The organism is Salinibacillus xinjiangensis (genome assembly GCF_009649735.1).
Classification (GTDB): domain Bacteria; phylum Bacillota; class Bacilli; order Bacillales; family Alkalibacillaceae; genus Salinibacillus; species Salinibacillus xinjiangensis.
Genome location: NZ_WJNH01000010.1, coordinates 12,596 through 36,320, shown reverse-complemented (window position 1 = coordinate 36,320; position 23,725 = coordinate 12,596). Strand labels below are relative to the sequence as shown.

Annotated in this window: 21 protein-coding genes; 18 read left to right on the top strand and 3 right to left on the bottom strand. The window is 39.3% G+C overall.

The window, feature by feature from the left end; translation table 11 throughout:
- Window positions 1-2: 2 nt before the first annotated feature.
- The 3 genes from GH754_RS19730 to GH754_RS14860 are packed head-to-tail and all read right to left on the bottom strand — an operon-like array spanning window position 3 to window position 1,593.
- Window positions 3-146, bottom strand: coding sequence for a response regulator (locus tag GH754_RS19730; RefSeq protein WP_228550282.1), 144 nt, complete (start codon window positions 144-146; stop codon window positions 3-5).
- Window positions 147-176: 30 nt separating this feature from the next.
- Window positions 177-743 (bottom strand): MEDS domain-containing protein, encoded by a 567-nt coding sequence (locus tag GH754_RS14865; protein ID WP_153729477.1) that lies wholly within the window; start codon window positions 741-743, stop codon window positions 177-179.
- Between the two features lie 25 nt (window positions 744-768).
- Window positions 769-1,593, bottom strand: a complete 825-nt coding sequence (locus tag GH754_RS14860; protein WP_153729476.1) for a helix-turn-helix domain-containing protein — start codon at window positions 1,591-1,593, stop codon at window positions 769-771.
- Between the two features lie 198 nt (window positions 1,594-1,791).
- Between GH754_RS14860 and GH754_RS14855 the strand changes: the two genes are divergently transcribed.
- The 18 genes from GH754_RS14855 to GH754_RS14770 all read left to right on the top strand — a co-directional run bounded on the left by GH754_RS14855 (window position 1,792) and on the right by GH754_RS14770 (window position 23,720).
- On the top strand, window positions 1,792-1,944 hold the full coding sequence (locus GH754_RS14855; protein WP_153729475.1) for an aspartyl-phosphate phosphatase Spo0E family protein: 153 nt from the start codon (window positions 1,792-1,794) through the stop codon (window positions 1,942-1,944).
- Between the two features lie 183 nt (window positions 1,945-2,127).
- Window positions 2,128-3,363 (top strand): Bcr/CflA family efflux MFS transporter, encoded by a 1,236-nt coding sequence (locus GH754_RS14850; RefSeq protein ID WP_323742053.1) that lies wholly within the window; start codon window positions 2,128-2,130, stop codon window positions 3,361-3,363.
- Window positions 3,364-3,878: 515 nt separating this feature from the next.
- Window positions 3,879-7,373 (top strand): NEW3 domain-containing protein, encoded by a 3,495-nt coding sequence (locus GH754_RS14845; protein WP_153729474.1) that lies wholly within the window; start codon window positions 3,879-3,881, stop codon window positions 7,371-7,373.
- A gap of 390 nt (window positions 7,374-7,763) precedes the next feature.
- Entirely contained in the window at window positions 7,764-9,131 is a 1,368-nt protein-coding gene (locus GH754_RS14840; protein ID WP_153729473.1) for a sigma-54 interaction domain-containing protein, read from the top strand.
- A 187-nt stretch (window positions 9,132-9,318) separates the two neighbouring features.
- Complete coding sequence (locus GH754_RS14835; RefSeq protein ID WP_153729472.1) at window positions 9,319-10,113, top strand: enoyl-CoA hydratase/isomerase family protein; 795 nt, start codon at window positions 9,319-9,321, stop codon at window positions 10,111-10,113.
- The gene (locus GH754_RS14830; protein ID WP_323742052.1) at window positions 10,107-11,288 is read left to right on the top strand and encodes an acetyl-CoA C-acetyltransferase; all 1,182 of its coding nucleotides are present in this window, start codon (window positions 10,107-10,109) and stop codon (window positions 11,286-11,288) included. Before GH754_RS14835 ends, GH754_RS14830 begins: the two co-directional genes overlap by 7 nt.
- The gene (locus GH754_RS14825; RefSeq protein ID WP_323742045.1) at window positions 11,260-12,105 is read left to right on the top strand and encodes a 3-hydroxyacyl-CoA dehydrogenase family protein; all 846 of its coding nucleotides are present in this window, start codon (window positions 11,260-11,262) and stop codon (window positions 12,103-12,105) included. Before GH754_RS14830 ends, GH754_RS14825 begins: the two co-directional genes overlap by 29 nt.
- A gap of 12 nt (window positions 12,106-12,117) precedes the next feature.
- Window positions 12,118-13,251: an acyl-CoA dehydrogenase family protein gene (locus GH754_RS14820; protein ID WP_153729470.1), complete on the top strand. Its 1,134-nt coding sequence runs from the start codon at window positions 12,118-12,120 to the stop codon at window positions 13,249-13,251.
- A 13-nt stretch (window positions 13,252-13,264) separates the two neighbouring features.
- Entirely contained in the window at window positions 13,265-14,032 is a 768-nt protein-coding gene (locus GH754_RS14815; RefSeq protein ID WP_194841369.1) for an SDR family NAD(P)-dependent oxidoreductase, read from the top strand.
- Window positions 14,033-14,048: 16 nt separating this feature from the next.
- Window positions 14,049-14,210: a hypothetical protein gene (locus GH754_RS14810; RefSeq protein WP_153729468.1), complete on the top strand. Its 162-nt coding sequence runs from the start codon at window positions 14,049-14,051 to the stop codon at window positions 14,208-14,210.
- 21 nt (window positions 14,211-14,231) lie between these two features.
- On the top strand, window positions 14,232-15,806 hold the full coding sequence (locus GH754_RS14805; RefSeq protein WP_153729467.1) for a sodium:solute symporter family protein: 1,575 nt from the start codon (window positions 14,232-14,234) through the stop codon (window positions 15,804-15,806).
- 29 nt (window positions 15,807-15,835) lie between these two features.
- Window positions 15,836-17,449, top strand: coding sequence for a long-chain-fatty-acid--CoA ligase (locus tag GH754_RS14800; protein ID WP_153729466.1), 1,614 nt, complete (start codon window positions 15,836-15,838; stop codon window positions 17,447-17,449).
- A gap of 12 nt (window positions 17,450-17,461) precedes the next feature.
- Entirely contained in the window at window positions 17,462-18,202 is a 741-nt protein-coding gene (fabG, locus tag GH754_RS14795) for a 3-oxoacyl-[acyl-carrier-protein] reductase (protein WP_153729465.1), read from the top strand.
- Window positions 18,203-18,304: 102 nt separating this feature from the next.
- The gene (locus GH754_RS14790; RefSeq protein ID WP_153729464.1) at window positions 18,305-18,751 is read left to right on the top strand and encodes an acyl-CoA thioesterase; all 447 of its coding nucleotides are present in this window, start codon (window positions 18,305-18,307) and stop codon (window positions 18,749-18,751) included.
- Window positions 18,752-18,906: 155 nt separating this feature from the next.
- The gene (locus tag GH754_RS14785) at window positions 18,907-19,902 is read left to right on the top strand and encodes a zinc-dependent alcohol dehydrogenase family protein (RefSeq protein WP_153729463.1); all 996 of its coding nucleotides are present in this window, start codon (window positions 18,907-18,909) and stop codon (window positions 19,900-19,902) included.
- A 406-nt stretch (window positions 19,903-20,308) separates the two neighbouring features.
- Window positions 20,309-20,818, top strand: a complete 510-nt coding sequence (locus tag GH754_RS14780) for a hypothetical protein (RefSeq protein WP_153729462.1) — start codon at window positions 20,309-20,311, stop codon at window positions 20,816-20,818.
- Between the two features lie 371 nt (window positions 20,819-21,189).
- The gene (locus tag GH754_RS14775; RefSeq protein ID WP_153729461.1) at window positions 21,190-22,572 is read left to right on the top strand and encodes a DUF6880 family protein; all 1,383 of its coding nucleotides are present in this window, start codon (window positions 21,190-21,192) and stop codon (window positions 22,570-22,572) included.
- A 146-nt stretch (window positions 22,573-22,718) separates the two neighbouring features.
- Window positions 22,719-23,720: a DUF3231 family protein gene (locus GH754_RS14770; RefSeq protein ID WP_153729460.1), complete on the top strand. Its 1,002-nt coding sequence runs from the start codon at window positions 22,719-22,721 to the stop codon at window positions 23,718-23,720.
- The last annotated feature ends 5 nt before the right edge of the window (window positions 23,721-23,725 follow it).

Here is a 23,725-nt window from a genome sequence, read left to right as displayed (position 1 = left end):
GGTCAATATTGTTCATATTTTTCAATAGCTTCTAAACCATCTTTTGCTTCAGCCACAACTTGAAATTCCCTAAGCTGTTTACCAATTATATTTTTCAACCAATTCCGCATAAAACTTGAGTCATCAACAATTAATATGTTTTTCATCATGCAATCCTCTAACCTGTTGTTTTTTATCTACATATGATGGTGTTGAATTGAATATAAAGACGATTGTACAAGCTCTTGATCGGTCATCAGGTACTCATGACTTCGCATTAACCTCGTCTGAATAGATGCGGAGACTTTTGTGGCATCATATGCACATACTGACATTAACCCCATATTCTTCACGCTACAATCCGCAAGACATTCAAATTCATCAAGTTTCTCTATGATATTATCTTGCTTTTTCCAATCTACATGTGCCCACGTACGAACCTCCAACTTCTCATTTAATAATGGCTCTAACAGGTCACTAAAACTTTGAATAATATGGTGAATGTTGAAGTCTCCATAACATTGATAATATTGTTGATTGTCCACAAAATGGATATACTTGTGCTTGTCTTTGTGAACCCTTTTCTGAACTTCTTTCCAAAATGGTAATTCTTCTATTACGATGATGTGGTGATTTCTTTTTATTCCTTCATTAATATAGGATATCAAGTTTTGAAGATAATACTGGTTATCTTCATAAAAATATAGGATATGTGCAGAATTATGAATCATTAAGTTATTAGTTAAGGAAATCAAATCTTTCATACTATCACCTTTTTATCATATAAAGTCAATCTTGTTGTTTTGTACTTTTTTCTTGTAGAAATAGGGAAGGAGAGACCTTTGAGTTATTACTAGAAAGATAGATGGGCGAATTTACTATTTCATAGTCTGTCATTAAAAACGGATATATTCGCATCATTTTGATATGGTCGCCTGCTGAAATCTTAGTTGCATTGTAGCATCGTATCAATTTTATACTTTCATAATCTAACTCGTTTCCTTTTGCCTTTATGTCATTCTCTATCATGTATAACCAATTCATTGGAAAGCAAAACTGTTCATCACGCAGCCAAATTCCGATAGAGCGTTTACCTTTGAACTGTGATTGTACATACTGAATTGCCTTCTCTGGCTCATAATCAAAAAACTCGTCATGGTCAATAAACAATATTGAATTGCACATTTCATCCTTTGTTAACATGGCTTGCAGACTTTGTTGTATTTGATTAATGTTATTACGATCATCAATCATTATTCGAAAACTTTTTGTCTCTACTCCTGTTAGTAAAAAAGTAATAGCCTGGTAAAGATAACTTTCTTTATTATTGTATAAATATATTACTCGTCCGTTGCTTTTCTTTTTAAAGAATTCGGTTATCCCTCCTTTTAATGGAGCTCCTTGCTGAGGGTTGGCACTGAATTGCTCTTGAAAGAACATCAATGGATCAAAGTCTAATACTTTCGAAATGTTAATGGCAACATTAATTCCAGGGTCACGCTTTCCCGTTTCAATTTGTGAATAATAGCCTCTATCAATAAAAGCATCAGAAGCTACTTTTTCTTGGGTCATTTCCTTGGATTTGCGAAATTGGATCAACCATTCTCTTTTCATATCTCTCCTCCAATCTCACTTAACTAGTACATATACTTTAACTACTATAAGTATTGAAATAAAGTTTAGCAAATATTAAGCGTATCTTGTGTGGCTACTTGCCACATGGTTATCTGTTGAATTTTAATGAGAAATTATTACCATTATATTTATCTCATTTTATTCAGATAGGTTTATTCACAAAGGAGTAAAGAGACCATGAACCATTTGAAAGAGAAAGAATTACAAAACAAGATTTATGCGAAACGAAAGAAAATGATAGAGTTAGGGTTAACAAAAGGCCTACACCATAAAGAAACGTTATGGATTAGTCAAGAACTAGACAGGTTAATAAATAAACTTCAGAGGTAGTATTGAATTGGTGCCTGTAATTGAATTGGCGCCTGTCACTGGCTGGGTTTTGTCAAATATGATGATTTCATTCTAGGTACTTTGTAAATAATGATTGTATATTTCTATACTTAACCCCCCGAATCCATTATAATGGATTAGATTAAGGAGGGGTTTGTTATTCAACACGAGAAACGTAATGAAATTATACAAAATCCAACTGGGAAAGAACGCTTAGGATTGGCTTTGTTACTCGGTATGCTATGCATGTTGGGACCATTTAATATTGATATGTACTTACCGAGTTTTCCGGAAATTGCGGAGGATATGAATGCTCAGCAATCACTCGTTCAATTAAGTTTAACTGCGTGCTTAATCGGGCTTGCTATTGGGCAGCTTATTGTTGGGCCAATCAGTGATGCAAAGGGTAGAAGAAAACCGATATTGATCTTTATTAGTTTATTTTCATTAGCTTCTATTCTTTGTGCACTTGCCCCGAATATTATCGTTTTAGTGATTGGGCGGTTTTTACAAGGCTTTACGGCTTCAGCGGGAATTGTATTATCCCGTGCGGTGGTTCGTGATGTGTTCACAGGAAAACAATTAACGAAATTTTTTGCTTTACTAATGGTGATTAACGCAACAGCGCCGATGATAGCTCCGATTAGTGGAGGTACATTGTTATTGTTACCTTTTGCTTCATGGCATACTATCTTTGTCTTTTTAGGCATATTGGGTGTTGCGATCGTATTTGTTGTTGCTTTTAAATTAAAAGAGACGTTACCAGAGGAAAAAAGACAACCTAGTTCACTAGGAAACTCTCTTCGTACAATGGGAGGCTTACTAAAGGATCGATCCTTTATCGGATATGCGATTGTCGTTGGCTGCATTCAAGGTGGAAGCTTTGCCTATGTTGCGGGAACGCCATTCGTCTATCAAGATATCTATCACGTCTCCCCACAAGCATTTAGTATTTTGTTTGGGATCAATGGGTTAGCGATCATAACCGGTAGTTATTTAGTTGGACGCTTGAGTGATATTTTTGAGGAAAGAAGCATCCTACGTGTGGGAGTCTTAGGTTCTACTTGTGCGAATGCCGTTTTACTTTCCATGGCGATTATCAAAGGACCTTTATTTATGATTGTTATACCGATTTTTATCCATATGTTATCCATTGGAATTATCTTAACGAGTACGTTTACGTTAGCCATGAAAAATCAAGGCCATCGTGCAGGAAGTGCTAGTGCATTCTTAGGCATGCTTCCTCTAGTTGTTGGGGCAATGGTCGCTCCAATTGTTGGAATTGATGAAACAACCGCAATTCCGATGGCGACGATTTTATTTAGTTGTTCGTTTATTGGGTTAGTTGCTTTCTTTGGGGTGACAGGGGAAAAGAGGAAGAGGCATACTAAAGAACTTGAAGTAGTTTCAGGGAGATAAAAGTTGGATTATTGAAAATTTTGTCTCGTTTTTTTTCATTATATAACACAAAATTATGTAGAGTGTATTTAAGGGGCATGAGGGGTCAATTTGCATAACAAAAGCTATTTCTGAACTTCTAATGATGATAATAAATTATTGGATTTGAATTGCAGGCACCACAAATGGACAAATGTCTAATTGTGGTGCCTAACACCTTTTGAAGGAGTTTAAAGTCACTTCAACACCTCAATTATCTTTCCATTAACCACAACATTATTAGGATACATCTGAATAGACAATATAGAACTCTTTAGAATATGCGGAATAATGAAATTGAAAGATATCGATACAACGTGGGAAGTGTTATTTATACCATGAGCCGACCAAGTGCTTTTGTCTATCTCTCTTACCAAAGCTAATATTCCAGCGCATTTTATAGGTCCAAACAACTATAGACAGGTATATACCTCAGTGCTACGATTATGATAGGTTTATAATTTATTAAAAATTCCGAACATTATGGAGGATTGCCTATGCAGAAAAATCATTTTCGGTTTTTAACTAGTATTATGATCTTAACCCTACTTATGTCCATGTTTAGTACACAGTCATTCGCGACTTCACATGGTGAAAGTTCGGATGACACGAAAAACAATCGATCAGTCGTTCCTATTGATTGGTCATCCATTTCAAAAGAAGAGCTAACAAGTAAAGATGCACAGTTGTTAGAGGACGTTATGCTCAACTCTACGAAATACATTTTAAATACATGGTATCTAGAAAATGGATATGATGAGGTAGATGGATATATTAATTTTGGGGGAACATCTGAAGTTCATATCCGTGGACCTAGTATGGCTGCATTGGGTGCATCAGTAGCTATTGCAACTGGTTCGTTTGATTCAGAAGTGGTGGGACTTTCAGAAGAGATTGCCCGGAAACGTGCTATTCATGTCATTACTTCATTAGCACATCATCATCGTGTCAATTCATCAAGTGGTTGGGGTGGCTCAGAAAACCATTGGCAGACTCCATTATGGAGTTTTTACACCGGGTTTGCTGGTTGGTTACTTTGGGAAGATATAGAATCCCAAGACCAAGACAAAATTCGAAACATGATCGAATCAGAAGCGGATGGAATTCCGTCCCCACGTTATTACAAAAATAAAGAAGGGGAAATTGTTTACGGTGGCAATACCCAATCCGAAGAAAATTCATCATGGGCTAGTCTATTAGGCCTTGCTACGGCCATGATGCCAAATCATCCCAATTGGAAAGAATGGCAAAATAATTTGGTCGATTTATTAATTGCGGCATATGCTCGCCCTGCAGATCTTAGAAGTGACCAAGTTGTAAATGGTCGTGTCCTGAAGGAAGTATTGAATGGATCGAATATTGAAAACGATGGGACCGTCATTAACCATGGATTTTTGCATCCCATCTATATGCTTGCTTTTGATCAGAGTGTGAATGTCGCTCTTACCTCCTCGCTTGCAGGTCAGTTTACGCCAGAGGCAGCTTTCCACAACACAGATATTATCTACAATGCTTTAGTCGACAAAGAGTTTCCTACATCTCATTACAACTCACCTGGTGGAACGATTTACCGCGATGGCTCATCCGATATTTATTATCCAGAAGGAAACGACTGGGGGACAAAGTTTCCGCTTTATTTCGGCCAAGCTGATGTTCTAGCGAATGCTTTTGGCTTTGATAACCTAAGCAGTACTCCGGCATCGACGTGGGAAAACCTTCATATTCGCGAAGCCCTTGCTATGCAAGAAAGATTTGAAGACGGCCATAGCTATGATGGTTTAGATGAAAGTAATTATAGGCTCCGTGAAGAAAGAATTGCTCAGATTGCTGGTTTGTCTTACCTTGCTAAATGGATTAAAAAGCAGGGAGTTTTTCACGTAACAGATCGGGCCTATACGTCAGATGAGGCGGACCCAATTGTTGGAGAGCTTGAAGAACTTGAGTTAATGGTTCAATCACTTATCCACGATTTATCGAGATCTAAAACCATTGAGAATGGCAAGAGGAATCATATCGAAACCGTCATCAAGGACCTTCAAGGTGAAATTGAGGATGCACGCACATCTTATTTAGACCAACATCAGAAAAAGTTTAATTCGTCTTTAGAACGAGCACTAACTACAGTTGAAAAATTAAAGAAATGGTTGTCTGAGCAAGTAAAGGCTGGTCACATTACGAAAAATATAACTTCACAGTTTATGGATTTGTTGGAAAAGATCAATAGTAGGCTGTCTACCCTTCATAAGTCTTCCGATGGGGAGGTAAATGCTACTCTCGTTTATCGCGAAAAGGCTATTGATGTTGGAAGAACATTTCAATTATCAGCGGTCATAGAGAACTCAGGAGACCGTACATTAAAAAACGTAAAATTTTCATTAAATATGCCAAATGGATGGACGGTAAAACGGGTGAATAAAAACGAGACAGTAGAAGTTGAACCTGGAACTTCATATGGAGCGAAGTATGAAGTAACCATTCCTCAAGATGTTCATTTACCTTGGAACACAGCTATAACTGGACAAGCAATCTATGAAGTACGAGGTGGAGAAGTACAACTTCCTATGAGAATGCCAGTAGGTTTGGAAATTTACCACTTTGACCCGTTGCCTAAGTTACCAGAAGGGGCCACTCGTTCATTTTCAAGTGAGGATTCCTTCGTTAGAGGAGGAAACTATGCTGATGAAAATTATTTTCAAAACACTGAAATTGATGTGAAATTAGACCGAAGTAGTTCTTATACAAGGGAAGCTTATATGAAGTTTGATTTATCCTCTCTTTCTATGACACCGACAGCGGCAACCATTAAACTCCCAGTCATCCGGGTTGGAACTGATGTTAAAAAACAGGCCGTCGAGTTAGTCAAAGATGATTGGAGCGAAAAGAGCTTAACGTGGAACACCAAACCAGAACCAAGCGGAATTACAATAGCTGAGTGGATTCCGAATACGGATGGACTGGAAATTGATGTGACAAAATATGTGAAAGATGCGTTGGAAAATGGGGAAGATAAATTATCCATTCGCATTTATGGAGTCGAATCCCCGGGTGGAGAAAATTTTGCCGTTTATGGTTCCAATAATCAACTTGACCCGAACTTACGCCCACGAATCATTTTCGAAAATACTCCACAAGAATTATCGCTAAATACAAAACTTCAAGAAGTTCCAGCTGGTGTCCCGGTTCGAGTGACTGGCTTATTCCAAAATAGAGAGGAAAAAAATCTATTGGATGTCCAGGTATCTCTTGAAGTACCTGATGGTTGGACAGCTGAAGCTATATCTGCAGATGAACGAGATTTAAGTCCACAGGAAGAAACGGAATTCACTTGGAAAGTTATTCCTCCTGATGATGCCGGTGTAGGGACGCATGATCTGAAAGCTTTAGCCACCTATATGGTTGATGGAGAGGAGCATGTCCTTGATTCTCAGTTATCGGTAGATATATCAGTTCTCCATCATAAACTAATGGAAGCGTTTAATAACATTGGCATCACGGATGACTCAAACCCTGAACCAGGAAATCTTGATGGTAGTGGAAACAGTTTTTCAGCTCGGGCGCTTGCTGATGTTGGTCTAACACCTGGAGCAGAGGTAACACATAATGGAGTATCCTTTATATGGCCCGATGTCCCGGCTGGTGAACCAGATAATGTGAAAGGAAAGGCGGCAATTAGTGTATCCGATAGTGGAAATCTACTCGGTTTTATCGGAATCGGAGTCCGTGATCAAACTGGAGTTGTCACAGTGATTTATAATGATGGAAGTAGTGAAGAATTGCCTGTTTCGTTCCCAAATTGGGCTGGAACTCCACCAGCAGAAGCTGATGTCGTTGCAGAGTTTGAATACCGCAACACCCAATCTGGACCTGCAAACTTTGGATATGGTTATCAAGTGTTTTATGACGAGGTTTTGGTTAATCCAGATAAAACCGTGGAGGCAGTAGTTTTGCCAGATAATTCTAGTATGCATATATTTAGTTTGGCATTGGAATAAAAGTTTAAATGAGGAGAGAAGCGATAGGTTGCTACCGCTTCTCTTGTAGGTGTGCTCGGCAGGTATAAACTCAAGATAAAAAGTCCCGAACAGTGAAGGCAGTAGTAGCTGTAGCATAAGGTTACTTTATAAAATAAGGGACTATGATTATTCCAATGTACAAATTCAACATGAAATGGTTTAGTTATAAGAATCACCCTTTGTGGCGATTTTTCACTTAGTTGTTCATCATATGTTCTATTCTTCTATTCTAGCAAAGGCACCAGTTAACAAGACGCAAAAAACAACAAACACAATACATAAGCTATTTCAGATTCCCTAAGTATGCTAAACTAGTAATAATTAATAGAATATTATTACTAGTTTTTCTTTTGTGATCTGAGGTGAACCATGTATAAGGACAACCTAAACTATCGACTAAAACACACCGACCTAATCGAAACCATTGAGCAAATGTACGAAGGTTTTTTGCTTTCAACGATTGAAGGGCGAATCTTTTATGCCAATCAAGCCGTGGCAGATATTTCTGGAATTCCCCTAAAGGATATTGTAGGTAAAACGCCAAAAGAAATGGAAAAGGCGGGCATTATCGTTAAGCAGTCTACGAAAGTGAAGTCCAAAGCTCCCATTACCATGATTCAGAAACTGAAAAATGGCAAGGAGATTTTTATTACGAGTCGACCGATCTATGACGAAAAAGGAAGTATTATTTGCTTTGCTGCAAATTATCACCACTTGCAACAGTTAAATTATTTACATAAGCTTCATGATCACAGTAGCCAAACAGAATCCAGGGATGTAGTACCACCCCCTAGTATTCAAACAGAAAACTGGATTGGAGAAAGTTACGCTACAAATCAACTAAAAGAAAAAGTGGCTAAAGTGGCGACTACAGAAGCGATTGTTCTTATTCAGGGTGATTCTGGAGTGGGAAAAGAGGTCGTCGCGAAAAATATTCACAAGCTTAGTCAGCGCAAAAATAAACCATATATTCAAATCAACTGCGGTGCCATTCCGGAAGAATTGATTGAAGCAGAATTATTTGGGTATGAAAAGGGTGCATTTACAGGTGCCAATTCCGATAAAGAAGGGCTATTTGAAGCGGCAAATGGAGGAACGGTTCTGTTAGATGAAATTGGTGAAATGCCTTTACACTTACAGGTGAGGTTATTACGGGTTATTCAGACTAAAAAAGTTACCAGAGTAGGTGGAACGAAAGAAAGGCCGTTAAATGTACGCTTTATTGCTGCATCCAATAAAAATCTACAGGAATCAGTGGATCAGGGTGAATTTCGTGAAGATTTATTTTACCGGTTAAATGTCATTCCTATATTTATTCCGCCTTTAAAGGATCGTAAAGAAGATATCTTACCTTTATGTGAGTATTTTTTGGGTACATTTAATGAAAAGTATCAGACGAAAAAGGTATTAACTCCAGAGACATTGCAATTATTTCAGGAATTTGACTGGCCTGGGAATGTACGACAATTGGAGAATATCATTGAGCGCTTAGTCATTATTACGGAAGAAGATACCGTCTCGCCTATTTTTCTTCCAGATGAATATAAACATAGACATCCTCAAGTGATTAAAGGGATTAAACCCTTAAAGGAAGCGCGTGAACAGGCTGAAATCAATATGATTCAACTAGCGATTAACAAGTATGGTTCTATTCGTAAGGCCGCCAAACATTTAGAGGTAGATCATTCGACGATTGTAAGGAAAATGAAAAAATATCATATAAAAGAGGATTTCTAGGGGAGGAAGTGGTTCGAAATTGCACCATTTTCTCCCCTTTTAATTAAGTGGTGTATTTTTGCAACAAGTATCGGTGCGATAATGCACCGTTTATGGTTTAAGTATTTAAAGAATTTCAACGTTTATGGGGGTTTAAATCTTGGCATGAATTTTGCATATAAGGACAGTGAGGAGGTGCTAACGAAAGATGGAAGTAAAAGACTATCAATATTTACAAGTGGAAAGACGCTTGGACGATCAAATTGCAATCGTTCAAATTCAAAGACCAGAAGCTATGAACGCACTGAACTCAAAGGTCGTAAAGGAATTGAAGGATACCGTAACCCAACTGGAGAATGATCCACCCATTACATGTGTAGTGTTAACAGGAAATCCTGGTTACTTCGTGGCTGGTGCGGATGTTCGTGAAATGAATGGGTTAAGTGTTAAAGACGCCTATCTTTTTGCAAAAGAAATGAAAGCGCTTCATGACCAAATCGTTCAATCGAAAAAGCCATACATAGCTGCTATTCAAGGCTACTGCTTAGGTGGTGGGTTTGAGCTTGCGTTAGCATGTGACATTCGTCTTGCAGATGAGACAGCAAAGTTTGGACTGCCGGAAATCAATCTTGGCATTATACCCGGAGGAGGCGGTATTCAGCGATTACTAGAGTTAGTCGGTACATCTCAAGCCTCTCAAATCATTATGACTGGGGATATGTTTGATGCGGAAAGGGCCGAAGAGCTAATGGTGGTCAATTCTATCTCGACCGATGTAGTGGAGGAGGCAATCTCTATAGCGACGAAAATGGGATCCAAAAGTCGTTATGCACTAGCCGCATCGAAAAAGCTATTAAATCAACGCAAACTGAACCAATCCACAAAAGACTTTGAGGAAGAATTACATGAATTTGCGCTCCTCTTTGATTATCCAGATGCTTTTGAAGGCATGAGTGCATTTATTGAAAAAAGAAAACCAGCGTTCCAAAAGGGGGAATCGTAATGAGTGATGTCTATATAGTTGAGGCGAAAAGAACAGCCATTGGTAGTTTCGGGGGTAGTATGAAAGGGCTATCTTCGGTTGATTTAGCGGTACCCATTATCAAAAATGTGTTATCAAAAAGTAACGTTCCTGCTGATCAAGTAGATGAAGTGATTTTAGGTAACGTATTTAAAGCCGGTGGCAAAGGAAACCCGGCCCGTCAAGCGGGGATTAAGGCTGGATTAGCTAAAGAAACACCTGCGATGACCATTGATAAACAATGTGCATCCGGACTTCGCGCTATTACGTTAGGAGCATTAGAAATAGGTGCAGGAGATGCTGATATTGTGGTTGCAGGTGGAACGGAGAGTATGTCCAATGTCCCTCACCTTTTATTAAACAGTCGTTGGGGGCAAAAAATGGGTGACATGAAAACGGTAGACGGATTACTCTATGATGGTCTTCACTGTGCGATTGAAGGATATCATATGGGGGTTACGGCCGAAAATCTAGTAGAAAAATACGGAATTTCTCGTGAAGAACAAGATGAATTTGCATTAAGAAGCCAAGATAAGGCGTTGAAGGCTATAGAAGAAAATCGATTTGCTGATGAGATTGTTCCACTTACGATTAAACGGAGACGAGAAGAACTAGAATTTAAAGTTGATGAATTTCCGAAAAGTACGAGTAAAGATAAGTTAGCAAAATTGAGCCCAGCCTTTAAAAAGGGCGGTAGTGTAACTGCGGGTAATGCTTCAGGAATCAATGATGGTGCAGCCATTACGGTTTTAGCTTCTGAGGAAGCAGTGAAAAGACATAACTTGAAACCAATTGGTCGTATTGTGAGTTCCGCTAGTGCAGCTGTAGATCCTTCTATTATGGGTATTGGTCCAGTGCCTGCAACTCAAAAAGCTTTAAAGAAAGCAAACATGGATATTAGCCAAATGGAATTAGTGGAATTGAATGAGGCCTTTGCCGCACAAGTTCTAGCTGTTAATAAAGAACTAGGGATTGATGAAGAGAAAATTAATGTAAATGGTGGTGCGATTGCCTTAGGCCATCCGGTTGGTTGTTCAGGTGCAAGAATTGTCGTGACCTTATTACATGAAATGAAGAAAAGACAACAAACGTATGGTTTAGCAAGCTTATGTGTAGGAGGTGGACAAGGTGTCTCTATTATCGTCGAGTCCTTGTAAACAAGTATTAGTGGTAGGTTGTGGATTGATGGGTGCAGGCATTACCCAAGTAATCGCACAAGCGGGTATAAAAGTTATTGCCAATGATCGAACAGAAGCTGATTTAGAGCGGGGAAAAAAGCAAATCCAAAAAGGCATCAGGAAAAAGAGCGAAGAGGAACAACAGACTATTTTAGAAAACATCACGTTCACCACATCGATGGAAGATGGGAAAGATAGTGATCTTGTGATTGAAGCTGTACCAGAAAAATTAGAAATAAAAAAAGACGTTTTCGCTCTGCTAGATCAATTTATGAAACCGGAAGCGATATTAGCTACCAACACTTCTTCTTTGTCCATTGCAGCCATTAGTTCAGCAACAGAAAGACCGGAAAAAGTTATTGGACTTCATTTCTTTAGTCCTGTCCCAATTATGAAACTATTGGAAATTGTAAAGGGCATCAATACAGGTGAGGAAACTGTGGAATTTGGAAATATGTTTGCTGAACAAATTGGCAAGAAAGTCATCGTAGCCAATGACTTTCCAGGCTTTACGGTGAATCGAGTGTTGGTGCCAATGTTGAATGAAGCTGCATTTTTAGTTATGGAAGGTAATGATCCTGAAGAAGTGGATCGTGGCATGATGCTTGGAGCCAACCATCCAATTGGACCCTTAAAATTAGCAGATATGGTTGGTGTTGATGTCCTATTACACACTTTAGAGAGTCTATATGAAGGGTTTAATGATTCCAAGTACCGCCCATGTCCAGTCTTAAAACGGATGGTAGAGGCAGGACATCTTGGTAAGAAATCAGGTCAAGGATTTTACCAATATTAAGGAGGAACCGATATGTTATTAACGGAACAACAGGAAATGATCAAAAGTGTAGCCCGTTCCATTGCGAAAGATTACATTGAACCGCGTGCCATGGAAGTAGACAAAACGGGTGAATTCCCTTGGGATAATATAAAGGTTATGGCCGAGAATGGATTGTTTGGGGTTCATGTCCCAGAGGAGTATGGCGGAGTTGGAAGTGACATGATAAGTCATGTTGCAGTTGTGGAAGAGATTGCCAAAGTTTGTGCGTCGACTTCCGTTGCCCTGTCTACGCAAGCATTAGCTACGGCTCCATTCTTAATTGCTGGAACCGAGGAGCAAAAGAAAAAGTATGTCACAGCTTTAGCAACTGGGGAATCACTTGGTTCCTTTGGTATTACAGAACCAGGGGCAGGCTCAGATGTGGCGAGTCTTAAGACGACAGCTGTTCCTGATGGAAATGATTATATTTTGAATGGCCAAAAGGTATTTATTACAAACGCAGGGGAATCTGGTATTTACGTGTTCGTTACCCGTACGTCAGAGCATCGAACAAAAGGTATTACTCTTTTTATTGTAGAGGACGGTACACCAGGTTTATCTTTTGGTAAAAAAGAGGATAAAATGGGAATTCGTGGTTCAGTAACGCGTGAAGTTTTACTAGAAAACGTGCGAGTGCCAAAAGAAAACATGCTCGGAGCAGAGGGTGAAGGTTTTAAAATCTTAATGAAAGTATTTAATGAAACCAGACCTGTTGTTGGGGCACAAGCAACAGGAATTGCCCAGGGTGCTCTAGATTATTGCTTGGACTATGTGAAGGAAAGAAAACAATTTGGAAAGGAAATTCATCAATTTCAAATGGTGCAATCCAAACTAGCAGACATGGCCATGAAAATTGAATCTTCTAGACTATTAGTTCAGAAGGCTGCCAGGATGCTAGATAATGAGGATAAAAATGTTGCTGGCTATTCTTCTATGGCTAAATGTTTTGCTTCTGATACAGCAATGGAAGTGACTACTGATGCCGTTCAGTTAGTGGGTGGCTATGGCTATATTAAGGAATATCCAGTAGAGCGTATGATGCGTGATGCGAAAATTACACAAATTTATGAAGGCACGAACCAAATACAACGAGTCATTATTGCCAATCATTTAATCAATGAGTAAGGAGGAGAAACGAATGGATTTGTTTAGCTTAAAAGGAAAAACGTCGATTGTCACAGGTGCCGGACGAGGAATTGGAAGAAGTATAGCACTAGGGCTTGCCGAAGCAGGTAGTAATGTAGTGATTTGTAGTCGAACAACGAGCGAATTAGAAGAACTTGCTAAGGAAATTGAAGCGAAAGGCGTTGATGCACTTGTGGCGCCTTGTGATGTATCCAAAGACGGGGATATCGATCGAGTCATTCATGGAACTTTAGAAAAGTTTAACACCATTGATGTATTAATCAATAACGCTGGGGTTACGAAGAAGCACTCAGCAGAAGATTATCCAGCAGAAGACTGGAACCAAATTATTTCCGTAAATCTAACAGGGGTTTTCCAATTTGCTCAAAAGGTAGGAAGAGTCATGCTAGAACAAGGGAGCGGCTCTATTATAAACGTATCCTCAATAGCATCCCAAACGGCTCTGAAAAAATCGATTGCTTATGCAGCAAGTAAGGGTGGCGTTAATATGTTGACAAAAAACTTTGCTGCGGAATGGGCGGATCAAGGCGTTCGTGTGAATGGCATTGCTCCAGCTTATATTGAGACACCATTAGTGTTAGCCGTTAAAAACCATCGCGAAGGGTTTGCGGAGGATATTGTTAACCGTACACCAATGAGACGAATGGGGCAGCCAGATGAATTGGTTGGTGCAGCCATTTTCCTTGCATCTAATGCTTCCTCTTATGTTACAGGGGAAACTATTTACGTTGATGGTGGATGGACAGCATTAGGACTTTAAAAAAGGAGTGAAGATTATGTTGGATAACTTTTTAGGAATTCCATCGTCTGGATGGATTGCCATTGCAATATGGCTCACAGTAAATGTTGTACCGTGGATTTATTCACTGTTTTTTGTTCACAAGATTAACCAATCAGGTGTTGAGCGTTGGGGCGCCAAAAAACCTAAAAATAGCTAGATAGAAAGAGGAGGGGAATTCATGAAGTGGGAGTTAGTTTTAATTACGATTGTATACTTTATCGTATTGTTTTATTTTATAAGAAAAGGCTCCAAAAAGTCTGATTCCATCGATGATTTCACTGTCGGTGGCTGGAGCATGGGGATTATTGTAAACGTTGGTTTCTTCACAGCAACTTGGGTCAGTGCGGCATCCGTACTAGGGGTTCCAAGTTTATTGTATAGTTTAGGTTTTGCAGCTGTAACAGGTTGGTTTGCCGGGTGGTTTTTTGCAAACGCTTTATTGCCTTTCATTGCATATAAGCTAAGAAAACCTAAATTTCCAGTTCGTACAATCCCAGAATTTATGCGTCTTCGTTATGAACCGCACGTTAAGCATAGTAAATTACAGGTCTGGTCATCGCTCATTATGGTTGTCGGATACATTAGTTATGTTACGATTCAAATAACTGGAATCGGTTATCTAGTTTCTGCGATGACGGGACTATCCTATCAAGTATCCATTTTTATCTTTTTACTATTTACATTAGTAACCGTTCTAGGTGGAGTTTGGTCTGTTGCATTAACTGACTTATTTAATACCGCTGTGATCGTCGTTGGTTTGGCCATTGCTGCTTTCATGATTTTGCCACAGGTGGGCGGCGTTACGGAAATGTTTATCCAAGCAGGTCAAATTACAACACCGGATGTGGTGGGCGGAACTGCCATGACAGAAGGTGGAATGTTTAGTCCATTAGGAACATTCTCGATAGCGGCTATGGTGGGAATCTTTTTGTCTAATTCATTGGGTGCATCTGTTGCTCCGCATTGGCCAACAAGATTGTTGTCCGCGAAAAATGTGAAAACAGCGATTATGACACCATTGCTTTCTAATGCGATTATTTTTATCGTATTCTCTAGTTTACTAGTTATTGGAATTGGTGGTCGTGTACTGGTTCCAACGATGCCTGAGGGCATGGCAACAGATCAGATTTTTCCTCTATTGATTACCGATTATATGAATCCAGTTATTGGTGGGATTGTGTTAGCAGCTATATTCGCAGCGGCGTTATCAACAGCAAACGGGATGATATTACAAAGTACAATTGCGATTACGTATGATATTTTCCGTAATATGAGTAAAAAGAGAGTTAAAGATTCATCCTTTATTAAGATCACTCAAGGGCTATTAATTGTTGTAGCAATTATTGCGACATTATTTGCTCTTAATCCACCAGCGTTTATTGCGATGGTTGCTGCCTATGTATTCGGTCTATTTGGTGCAGCCTTCATCGGACCGATGTACTTAGGGTTATATTGGAAAAGAGTGAATAAACAAGCAGCATACTCAGGTAGTATTACAGGTGTAATATCCTATGTCGTGTTCTCTGTACTTATTGAAACTGGCACCATTGCTGGAGTCTTGCCTGCCGTTGTTTGGTCGGTATTAATTTCCTTAACTCTTATGATTATTTGTTCATACGTATTTAAACCTGCACCAAAAGAAGCATGGGAGCCTTACTTTGTAGCGGAAGTATCTGAGAGCACTCAAGAAACGATTGATAAAGCAATGCAACGTATTAAAGAGGAAGATGAAAAGAAGGAAGCTGCAGTATAAATTATTCATGAAGAAAGGGGTAGTCTTTCATGGTCGATAAAAGATGGCTTCTCTCCTATCCTGAAGGGGTAGAAGCAACCACGCATATTGAAATTCCGGAGCTTACGATTGTTGATTTTTTAGAGAACTCGATTAAAGAAAGACCCAATCATCCTGCACTCGTTTTTGAAAATGAATCGTACACGTATCAAGAGTTGGGTAGTATCGTAAGAAAAATTGCGAATGGATTGCAAAAAAGAGGCGTAAAGAAGGGTTCTAGTGTAGGACTGATGATGAATAATTGTCCAGAGCTAATCTTTTCGTATTATGCTATCCTTTTCTCCGGTGGTATTGTGGTCCAAAACAATCCCATGTATAAAGAGCGGGAGTTAAGCTATCATCTACAGGATTCTGGTGCAGAGTTTCTCATTGTTGAGCATAACATTTTGGAAACGCTGCCAACAATTTATGAGAAAGTTGAAAATATAATTGTAACTAGAGTAGATGAGCACCCGGATTATGACACTGTAGCGGGTTATATTCAAAACGAGAGTGATAATCTTTCTCCAGAGACGTTGAATCCTAAGGAGGATATCGCTGTCCTACAATATACAGGAGGGACAACAGGAGTATCGAAAGGGGTAAAATTAACCCACTATAATCTCGTTAGTAATGTTGTCCAGGTTGAAAAGTTTATGGGGGTTCATTGTCGTAAGGGTGAGGAAAAGGTTCTTAATGTATTGCCATTGTTTCACGTCTATGGCATGACCGTTTCCATGAACTATTGCTTTTATTTACAATCTACTCTGTACCTTGTGGAGCGGTTTGAATCTACGAAAATACTTTCAATTATTCACGATGAAAATATTACGATGTTCCCAGGTACACCAACTATCTACGTGGCGGTTAATTCCGATGATAATATAGCAAGATACGATCTATCATCTATTCACACTTGTATCAGTGGTTCGGCGCCATTATCTGTAGAAGTGAAGAATCAATTTGAGAGCATTACAGGTGCTAAGTTAGTCGATGCTTATGGGTTAAGTGAAGCCTCTCCAGTTACCCATAGTAATCCAGTGAATGGGGTTCAAAAGCCGGGTAGTATGGGGCTTCCGATCTCCGGTACTGATTGTAGAATTGTAGACATTCATGACGGAGAAACAGAAATGGATGTCAACCAGCCTGGGGAGTTAATCGTTAAAGGTCCTCAAGTGATGCAGGGATATTGGAATCGAGAAGAGGAAACTCATATGTCCTTACGTAATGGCTGGTTGTACACTGGAGATATTGCGTATATGGATGAGGAAGGCTATTGCTTTATAGTTAGCCGGAAGAAAGACGTGATTATAGCCAGTGGATATAATATTTATCCTCGGGAAATTGAGGAAGTCCTTTACGAACATCCAAGTGTGCAAGAGGTTGTGGTTTGCGGAGTTCCGGACAGTTATCGTGGAGAAACTGTGAAGGCCTTCGTCGTAAAGAAGGATGGTCAAGAAGCAACTGGAGATGAACTCAAAAACTTCTGCCGTGAAAAGCTAGCGAAATTTAAAGTTCCTGCTTATATTGAATTTAGAAAAGAACTTCCTAAGTCAACCGTTGGAAAGATTTTGAGAAGAAAGCTAATAGAAGAAGAACAAGAAGAATCAAATTCAGTTAATTAAAGGAGTTCTAAGATGAAACTATTAAATAAAACAGCTTTAATCACAGGTGGCGCCCGTGGGATCGGGCTTGCCACCGTTCAAAAGTTTTTACAAGAAGGCGCCAATGTGGTGCTCCTTGATTTAAAAAAAGAAGATATTGAGCAAGGAATAAATAAACTAGGTGATTTCGAAAAACAATTAGCCTACTATGTTGGTGACGTAACCAACAAAGAATCAGTAACGGCCGCTATCGATTATACCGTCGATAAATTTGGGCAAATCGATATATTAGTTAATAATGCCGGAATTACTGCAGATGCTCAACTTTTAAAAATGGAAGATGAACAATGGGATAAGGTCATTGATGTGAACCTAAAAGGTGTCTTCCAAATGACAAGAGCAGCAGCTGCTAAAATGAAGGAACAAAAATCCGGGGTCATCTTAAATGCATCATCTGTCGTAGGCTTATATGGAAATTTTGGCCAAACCAACTATGCTGCGGCTAAGTTTGGGATTAATGGTATGACTAAAACATGGGCAAAAGAGCTTGGTCGTTACAAAGTTAGGGTAAACTCCGTTGCACCAGGATTTATCCAGACTGAAATGACCGCTAAAATACCTGAAAAGGTACTGAAAATGATGGAAGAAAAATCGGTACTAAATGAAATGGGGAAACCTGAAGATATTGCCAATGCCTATGCTTTTTTAGCATCAGATGAAGCTCGGTATATTACAGGGACTGTTTTGAGTGTTGATGGCGGCGTTGTGGTTTAGGATCGAAAGGAAAAAATAACCAGCCCAATAGCCTGAGTTCATAAGGGACTCAGGCTAGTATTATATTAGTTTAGTCCATGACAAACTTAAGGAGGAATAATGATGAAACAAAATAGACCAAATTATGAAGACTTCCCATTAAAGTCATACGACAAGATTAGGTATCGAGATACGGATCGGCAGGGACACGTGAATAACGCACTTTTTTCAACATTCTTAGAGACGGGTAGGACAGAGCTCCTTTATGTAAATATGCGATTAAATCCTGAAAACGCCTCATTTGTGATCGCAAATAAAAACCTGGATTTACTTTCTGAGATACAATGGCCTGGAATAGTTGAAATTGGTACTGCCATTAGAAGGATTGGCAACAGTTCTGTGTCTTTATTTCAAGGACTATATCAGAATGGAAAGCTTGTCGCATTAGCAGATACTGTGATTGTTCAAATGAATGAAAAGACAAGGAAACCCCAACCACTCTCAGTTGAAACGAGAGAAGAGTTAAAGCAATATTTGGTTGAAAATAAGTTTGAAAAAGAAAGGAATTAATCTATTTAAATTAATACTATCTGAACTCATGAAATATATTCCACAATTTATCTTCTTTAAAATTGAATCTTCCATATAACATACCCAGAAAATTCACATGATTTTAAAAATGATAGATGCATAGTGTAAACTAATAGAAAAGGAGGGTGATCAGATTGAAAGCACAGGTCATTAAAAAATTTGGAGATTCATCTGTATTTGAGTTGGAGGACATTCCGAAGCCTGAAGCAATTTCTGGGCATGTGGTAATCCAAGTGAAAGCAACAAGTGTCAATCCGATTGATACAAAGGTTCGTAGCGGTGCAGTCGCGGCTGTTGCTCCGGAGTTTCCGGCGGTGTTACATGGTGATGTAGCTGGTGTTGTATCAGAAGTCGGCGAAGGAGTAACCAATTTCAAGGTCGGTGATGAGGTCTATGGCTGCGCTGGTGGATTTAAAGGGACTGGTGGTGCCTTGGCTGAATATATGCTTGCAGATGCACAGCTATTAGCACCAAAACCCAAAAATTTGACGATGGCACAAGCAGCATCGCTTCCACTGGTAACGATTACGGCTTGGGAGTCCCTTTTTAATCGTGGAAATGTACATAGATCCCAAGACGTACTTGTTCATGCAGCAACAGGTGGGGTCGGACATGTAGCCATTCAGTTAGCCAAACATGCTGGTGCAAACGTATTTGCAACGGCTTCAACAGATGAAAAGTTAAGTATTGGAAAGCGTTTGGGCGCAGATGTAGTCATCAACTATCGTGAACAGTCTGTCGAGGAGTATGTAAAGGAATATACGAACGGAAAAGGATTTGATGTTGTTTTCGATACAGTGGGTGGCGAAAATCTCGATCGTTCGTTCCAAGCGGCAGCCATGTATGGGACCGTATTAGGGATTGCGGCACGCTCAACCCATGATTTGTCCCCTCTCCACGGGAAAGCTTTATCATTACATATAACGTTTATGCTTTTAAAAATACTAAATAAGGAACATCGTCAGGATCATGGGGAAATTTTACGAGAAGTGACAAAGCTTGTGGAGGAAGGCAAGCTTCAGCCATTAGTGGAAGAGAAAAGCTTTACCTTTGATCAAGTAAGTGAAGCACATGCGTTATTAGAGTCCAATCAGGCGCTTGGGAAAGTTGTATTAACGAATGAATGGTAAGTAAAAGAGGAATTCCCTATAAACTCACACAAGACTAATCCGTTTTAATTAATGGATTGGTCTTTTTTTAATGATTCTACTTTGCTTTTCGTTATGGAGTCTTTCACTTAAGACGGCTCACGAACATAGAATGGTGGAAAAGTACGCGAAAAGTCCGTGACGAGGTTACTAACGGACAAAATGCAGTAGAGGGTTAAGTGTAACGTCCTTGATGAGGTATCTAACGGACAAAGTGGAACTGGTAATCTATCATATTGTCCTTGAAAGAGCTAATCAAGGCCAAACAGATGGGAACCTCAATCAATATGTCCGTGACCCAATGAAAGAACGTGCAGAGCTATCTAATAAGTGTATTCCCCCCCACATCATGGTAAAATAAAGAAAAAGAAACAATGAGGGACTGACCATGAGCCGAAAAAAGACTAGTAAGCTGTTCCAAAAATATAAACGTCTACGAAAAGAAGCTCAAACCGAGTTAGATCAACTCATTGCGGAATTCAAAGAAGATCTTGGACCAGCAGTTCGTAATGAAAAAGAATTATTAGAAGAAGTGAAAAGTCATCTCAAGGCAGAGGCAAAATCTACCACTCATGTCGGTGGCCGAAGTATTTTTCTTTCGTTTGCTGTAGGAACCATTAGCTTAGTACTAGCGGCGACTCTCTTTAATATGGGGTATAGCCAAAATCTTATTGATATCGCGAATTCCTATTTCAATTGGATTGAGGAATTTAGCTTTATGGGTGAGTTCGGGGCTGCTTTGTTGGGGTTGTTACTATTACTCATTTTCATGATCATGCTTTTTATTCCTGTTTATTGTTTAACCTATTTGTTTGATCGGCCAATGCGGAGGTTTATTTATAAATCTCATTATAAAATAGAAAGTTTGGAGAAAAAGCTGTCAGGTCTAAAAGAGTAGTAGATACAGGTTGAATTGCGAAACTTCCGTATGGTGGAGTTTCGTTTTTTTATGTGCAATGCAGGTGTGGTATGCTAAAGAGTGAGTTATAAATGCTGTAAAGCGGACCGTAAATGCTGAAGGCAAGTCCAAATGCTGAAGCTGTGGTCTAATCGGCTAAAGTTTTGTCTTGAAAAGCTAAAATTGGAGGAGTAACTGCTGAACTACGGTAGTCATTTGCTAAACTTTGTTCCCTGCCTCAGTACCCTACTCTGGGACATTAAAAAACCCATTACACATGTCCGATTTACATTTTCATTTGCGAAGCCTTCCCGGGTTTATGCTAAACTATATAATAGAAGTTTTTGTTGAAGGGGAAGGGGATTAACGATTTGGATTTGCATAAAAAGATATCTAAGCTTACAAAACAGGAGTTAGTAGAATTAGTGATGGACTTAGTCGAGGGGGATGAGGATGTTGAGAAGCAGGTAGAGTTTAAAATTATCACCCCAAATGATGAAGTGAAGGCTAGTAAACAACTAATTCGACAATACATCAATGATAACAAGCGACGCGGATTTATTTCCTGGCGAAATGTGCATGCTGCGCTTCAGGGAGCGGAGATGGTGTTGGAAAAGGGCCGGGATAAGCTCATGAGTGGGGAAGAAGAGACTGCCATTCGTTTGGGGGTTACTGTCGTTTCCATGGTGATGGATATGCTTCAGTATACGGATGATTCGGGTGGAGAAATTGGCTTTATTGTAAATGAAAGCATTTCCCTATTAAGAGATGCCTCCTCCAATGCGCTTTTCTCAACGGGACATCGTGTGCAGGGGAATATGTTTCAGCTCATCCTAAAGGAAGCCATGCATAAGCGCTATGATGGTTGGACGGATATCCGGCATGAGCTGTTGGATGTGTGTACCATCTATTCTGCTAGGTCAACTGCCAGAGAGAAGTTGGAATCCACACTGGATAAACTCCTCACACAAGTTTCCACACAATCCTCCTGGTCGTCGGATTACGATCAGCAATTGATTAAACAACTTCAGTTGAAAATCCTCGAGCGTAATGGGGAATTGGAGAAGGTGCAGCAGTTTATCGGTGAGAACCTGCAATTTGATGAATTTAGAGAAACGGCGATTAAAAAAGAGATGGAAAATACAAACTATACTGCTGCCTTAAAGCTTTGTGAAGAAGGGGAAGAGAACGATAGCAAGTATCCTGGATTAGTGAAAAAGTGGAAACGTTATCGGTTACAAATTTATGAGATGCTGAAGGATATCGATAAGCAAAAGGAACTCCTGCTTGAATTTGTTTACGACAATGAATATGAAGCCTATAGTAAGCTAAAGGAATTATATTCTCCGGAAGAATGGCTACAAGTTGTCGAAGAAATGTTCCAAGCACTGGAGAACCAATCCAGTCATCTGCCTCATATGTATGAATATATAGCAAAGGCAGAGGATCGGGGTGATAAAATCCTTACCTACTGTGAACAATCGCCAGCTACTGTTCTCGAACTCTATCCTTATTTATTGGAAGGATATAGAAACAAGGTTGAAGAAATCTTTACAAGTTATTTGGAAGATGAGGCCGAGATGGCATCCAATCGGAAGGAATATCGGGCCGTGAGTAAGAAGATGAAAATTTACGAGGAAGCCTGTGGCGATGCGAAGTTTGATGCTATGGTAAGAAAATTAAAGCAAACCTATCATCATAAGCCAGCATTTGTTAATGAGTTGGAAAAGGTTGAGCGGCAGGTTATGTCATAATATAGTTGAGTGGGGTTCCATGTCTTGTGGCATGGAACCCCTTTTTGAACGCGCGTATTTAAGCAAAATGTCAGTTTTTTAATAATAGTTCTTTAGTTGGATATACTGTTATTAAAAAATATAAATGGAAGGGAAGAAATTTTCCTATGGATAAGCCCCCATTAACTTCGGCGGAAATTGGGATGCTTTGGACGCAATATATGCAAAATAGTATGTCTGTTCAAATCTTGAAATACTTTCAGGAGACAGTGGAGGATAAAGATATACAAAAAGTGATAGAAGGTGCGTTGACGATAGCTGAAAAAGCAGTCAACGAAATTGGGCATATCTATCAACAGGAGGAAATGGTCATTCCCTTTGGCTTTTCTGAGGCTGATGTGGACTTGAAAGCTCCAAGGATATTTACAGATCCTTTTATGCTTGCTTTTGTCGAAAACCTTAGTACAGCTGGGATGTTAGCTTGGAGTATTTCACAAGGAACCTCTACTAGAAGTGACATCCGAAACTTGTTTACAGGGTTTCTAACTGAAAATTCTTCATTGTTAAATGTAGCTATTGATACAGCTTTATCGAAAGGGTTGTACATTAGACCCCCTTATGTGTCAAAGCCGAATAAAATTGAGTTTATCGAAGGAAAAAAATACTTATTAAGTGGACTAAGTCCTTTTAAAAAACGCCCATTAAATAACATCGAAATCACACATCTTTTCCAAAATATCAAAACCAATTCAGTTGGTGAAATGATTAGTACAGCCTTTGCTCAGACAACGAATTCACAAGAAGTGATGGCGTATATGAAACGAGGGAAGGAGATTTCACACAAACATAAAAAAATATTTGCAGAATTTTTGTCAGCTTCTGACCTCAGTACACCTATGACTTGGGATAACGGGATCACAGATTCTACAACTCGTGTTTTTTCAGATAAGTTGATGATGTTTTTAATCGACGTCTTAAGTGCTAGTGGTCAAGGAAACTATGCTACGGCTTCAACGGCAAGTATGAGATATGATTTAGTCATTAATTACCAAAGGCTCTCTGTTGAAATTGCTTTCTTTGCCAAGGATGGACTGGAAATAATGATTGATAACAAATGGATAGAAGAGCCCCCTCAAGCTCCTGATCGGGATGAATTGTTTCATAAATAAGGTGA

Excerpts from the sequence above, each read along its gene's own strand:
- GH754_RS19730 (WP_228550282.1), bottom strand. The coding sequence starts at position 146 with ATGAAAAACATATTAATTGTTGATGACTCAAGTTTTATGCGGAATTGG.
- GH754_RS14865 (WP_153729477.1), bottom strand. The coding sequence starts at position 743 with ATGAAAGATTTGATTTCCTTAACTAATAACTTAATGATTCATAATTCT.
- GH754_RS14860 (WP_153729476.1), bottom strand. The coding sequence starts at position 1,593 with ATGAAAAGAGAATGGTTGATCCAATTTCGCAAATCCAAGGAAATGACC.
- GH754_RS14855 (WP_153729475.1), top strand. The coding sequence starts at position 1,792 with ATGAACCATTTGAAAGAGAAAGAATTACAAAACAAGATTTATGCGAAA.
- GH754_RS14845 (WP_153729474.1), top strand. The coding sequence starts at position 3,879 with ATGCAGAAAAATCATTTTCGGTTTTTAACTAGTATTATGATCTTAACC.
- GH754_RS14840 (WP_153729473.1), top strand. The coding sequence starts at position 7,764 with ATGTATAAGGACAACCTAAACTATCGACTAAAACACACCGACCTAATC.
- GH754_RS14835 (WP_153729472.1), top strand. The coding sequence starts at position 9,319 with ATGGAAGTAAAAGACTATCAATATTTACAAGTGGAAAGACGCTTGGAC.
- GH754_RS14820 (WP_153729470.1), top strand. The coding sequence starts at position 12,118 with ATGTTATTAACGGAACAACAGGAAATGATCAAAAGTGTAGCCCGTTCC.
- GH754_RS14815 (WP_194841369.1), top strand. The coding sequence starts at position 13,265 with ATGGATTTGTTTAGCTTAAAAGGAAAAACGTCGATTGTCACAGGTGCC.
- GH754_RS14810 (WP_153729468.1), top strand. The coding sequence starts at position 14,049 with ATGTTGGATAACTTTTTAGGAATTCCATCGTCTGGATGGATTGCCATT.
- GH754_RS14805 (WP_153729467.1), top strand. The coding sequence starts at position 14,232 with ATGAAGTGGGAGTTAGTTTTAATTACGATTGTATACTTTATCGTATTG.
- GH754_RS14800 (WP_153729466.1), top strand. The coding sequence starts at position 15,836 with ATGGTCGATAAAAGATGGCTTCTCTCCTATCCTGAAGGGGTAGAAGCA.
- fabG (WP_153729465.1), top strand. The coding sequence starts at position 17,462 with ATGAAACTATTAAATAAAACAGCTTTAATCACAGGTGGCGCCCGTGGG.
- GH754_RS14790 (WP_153729464.1), top strand. The coding sequence starts at position 18,305 with ATGAAACAAAATAGACCAAATTATGAAGACTTCCCATTAAAGTCATAC.
- GH754_RS14780 (WP_153729462.1), top strand. The coding sequence starts at position 20,309 with ATGAGCCGAAAAAAGACTAGTAAGCTGTTCCAAAAATATAAACGTCTA.
- GH754_RS14770 (WP_153729460.1), top strand. The coding sequence starts at position 22,719 with ATGGATAAGCCCCCATTAACTTCGGCGGAAATTGGGATGCTTTGGACG.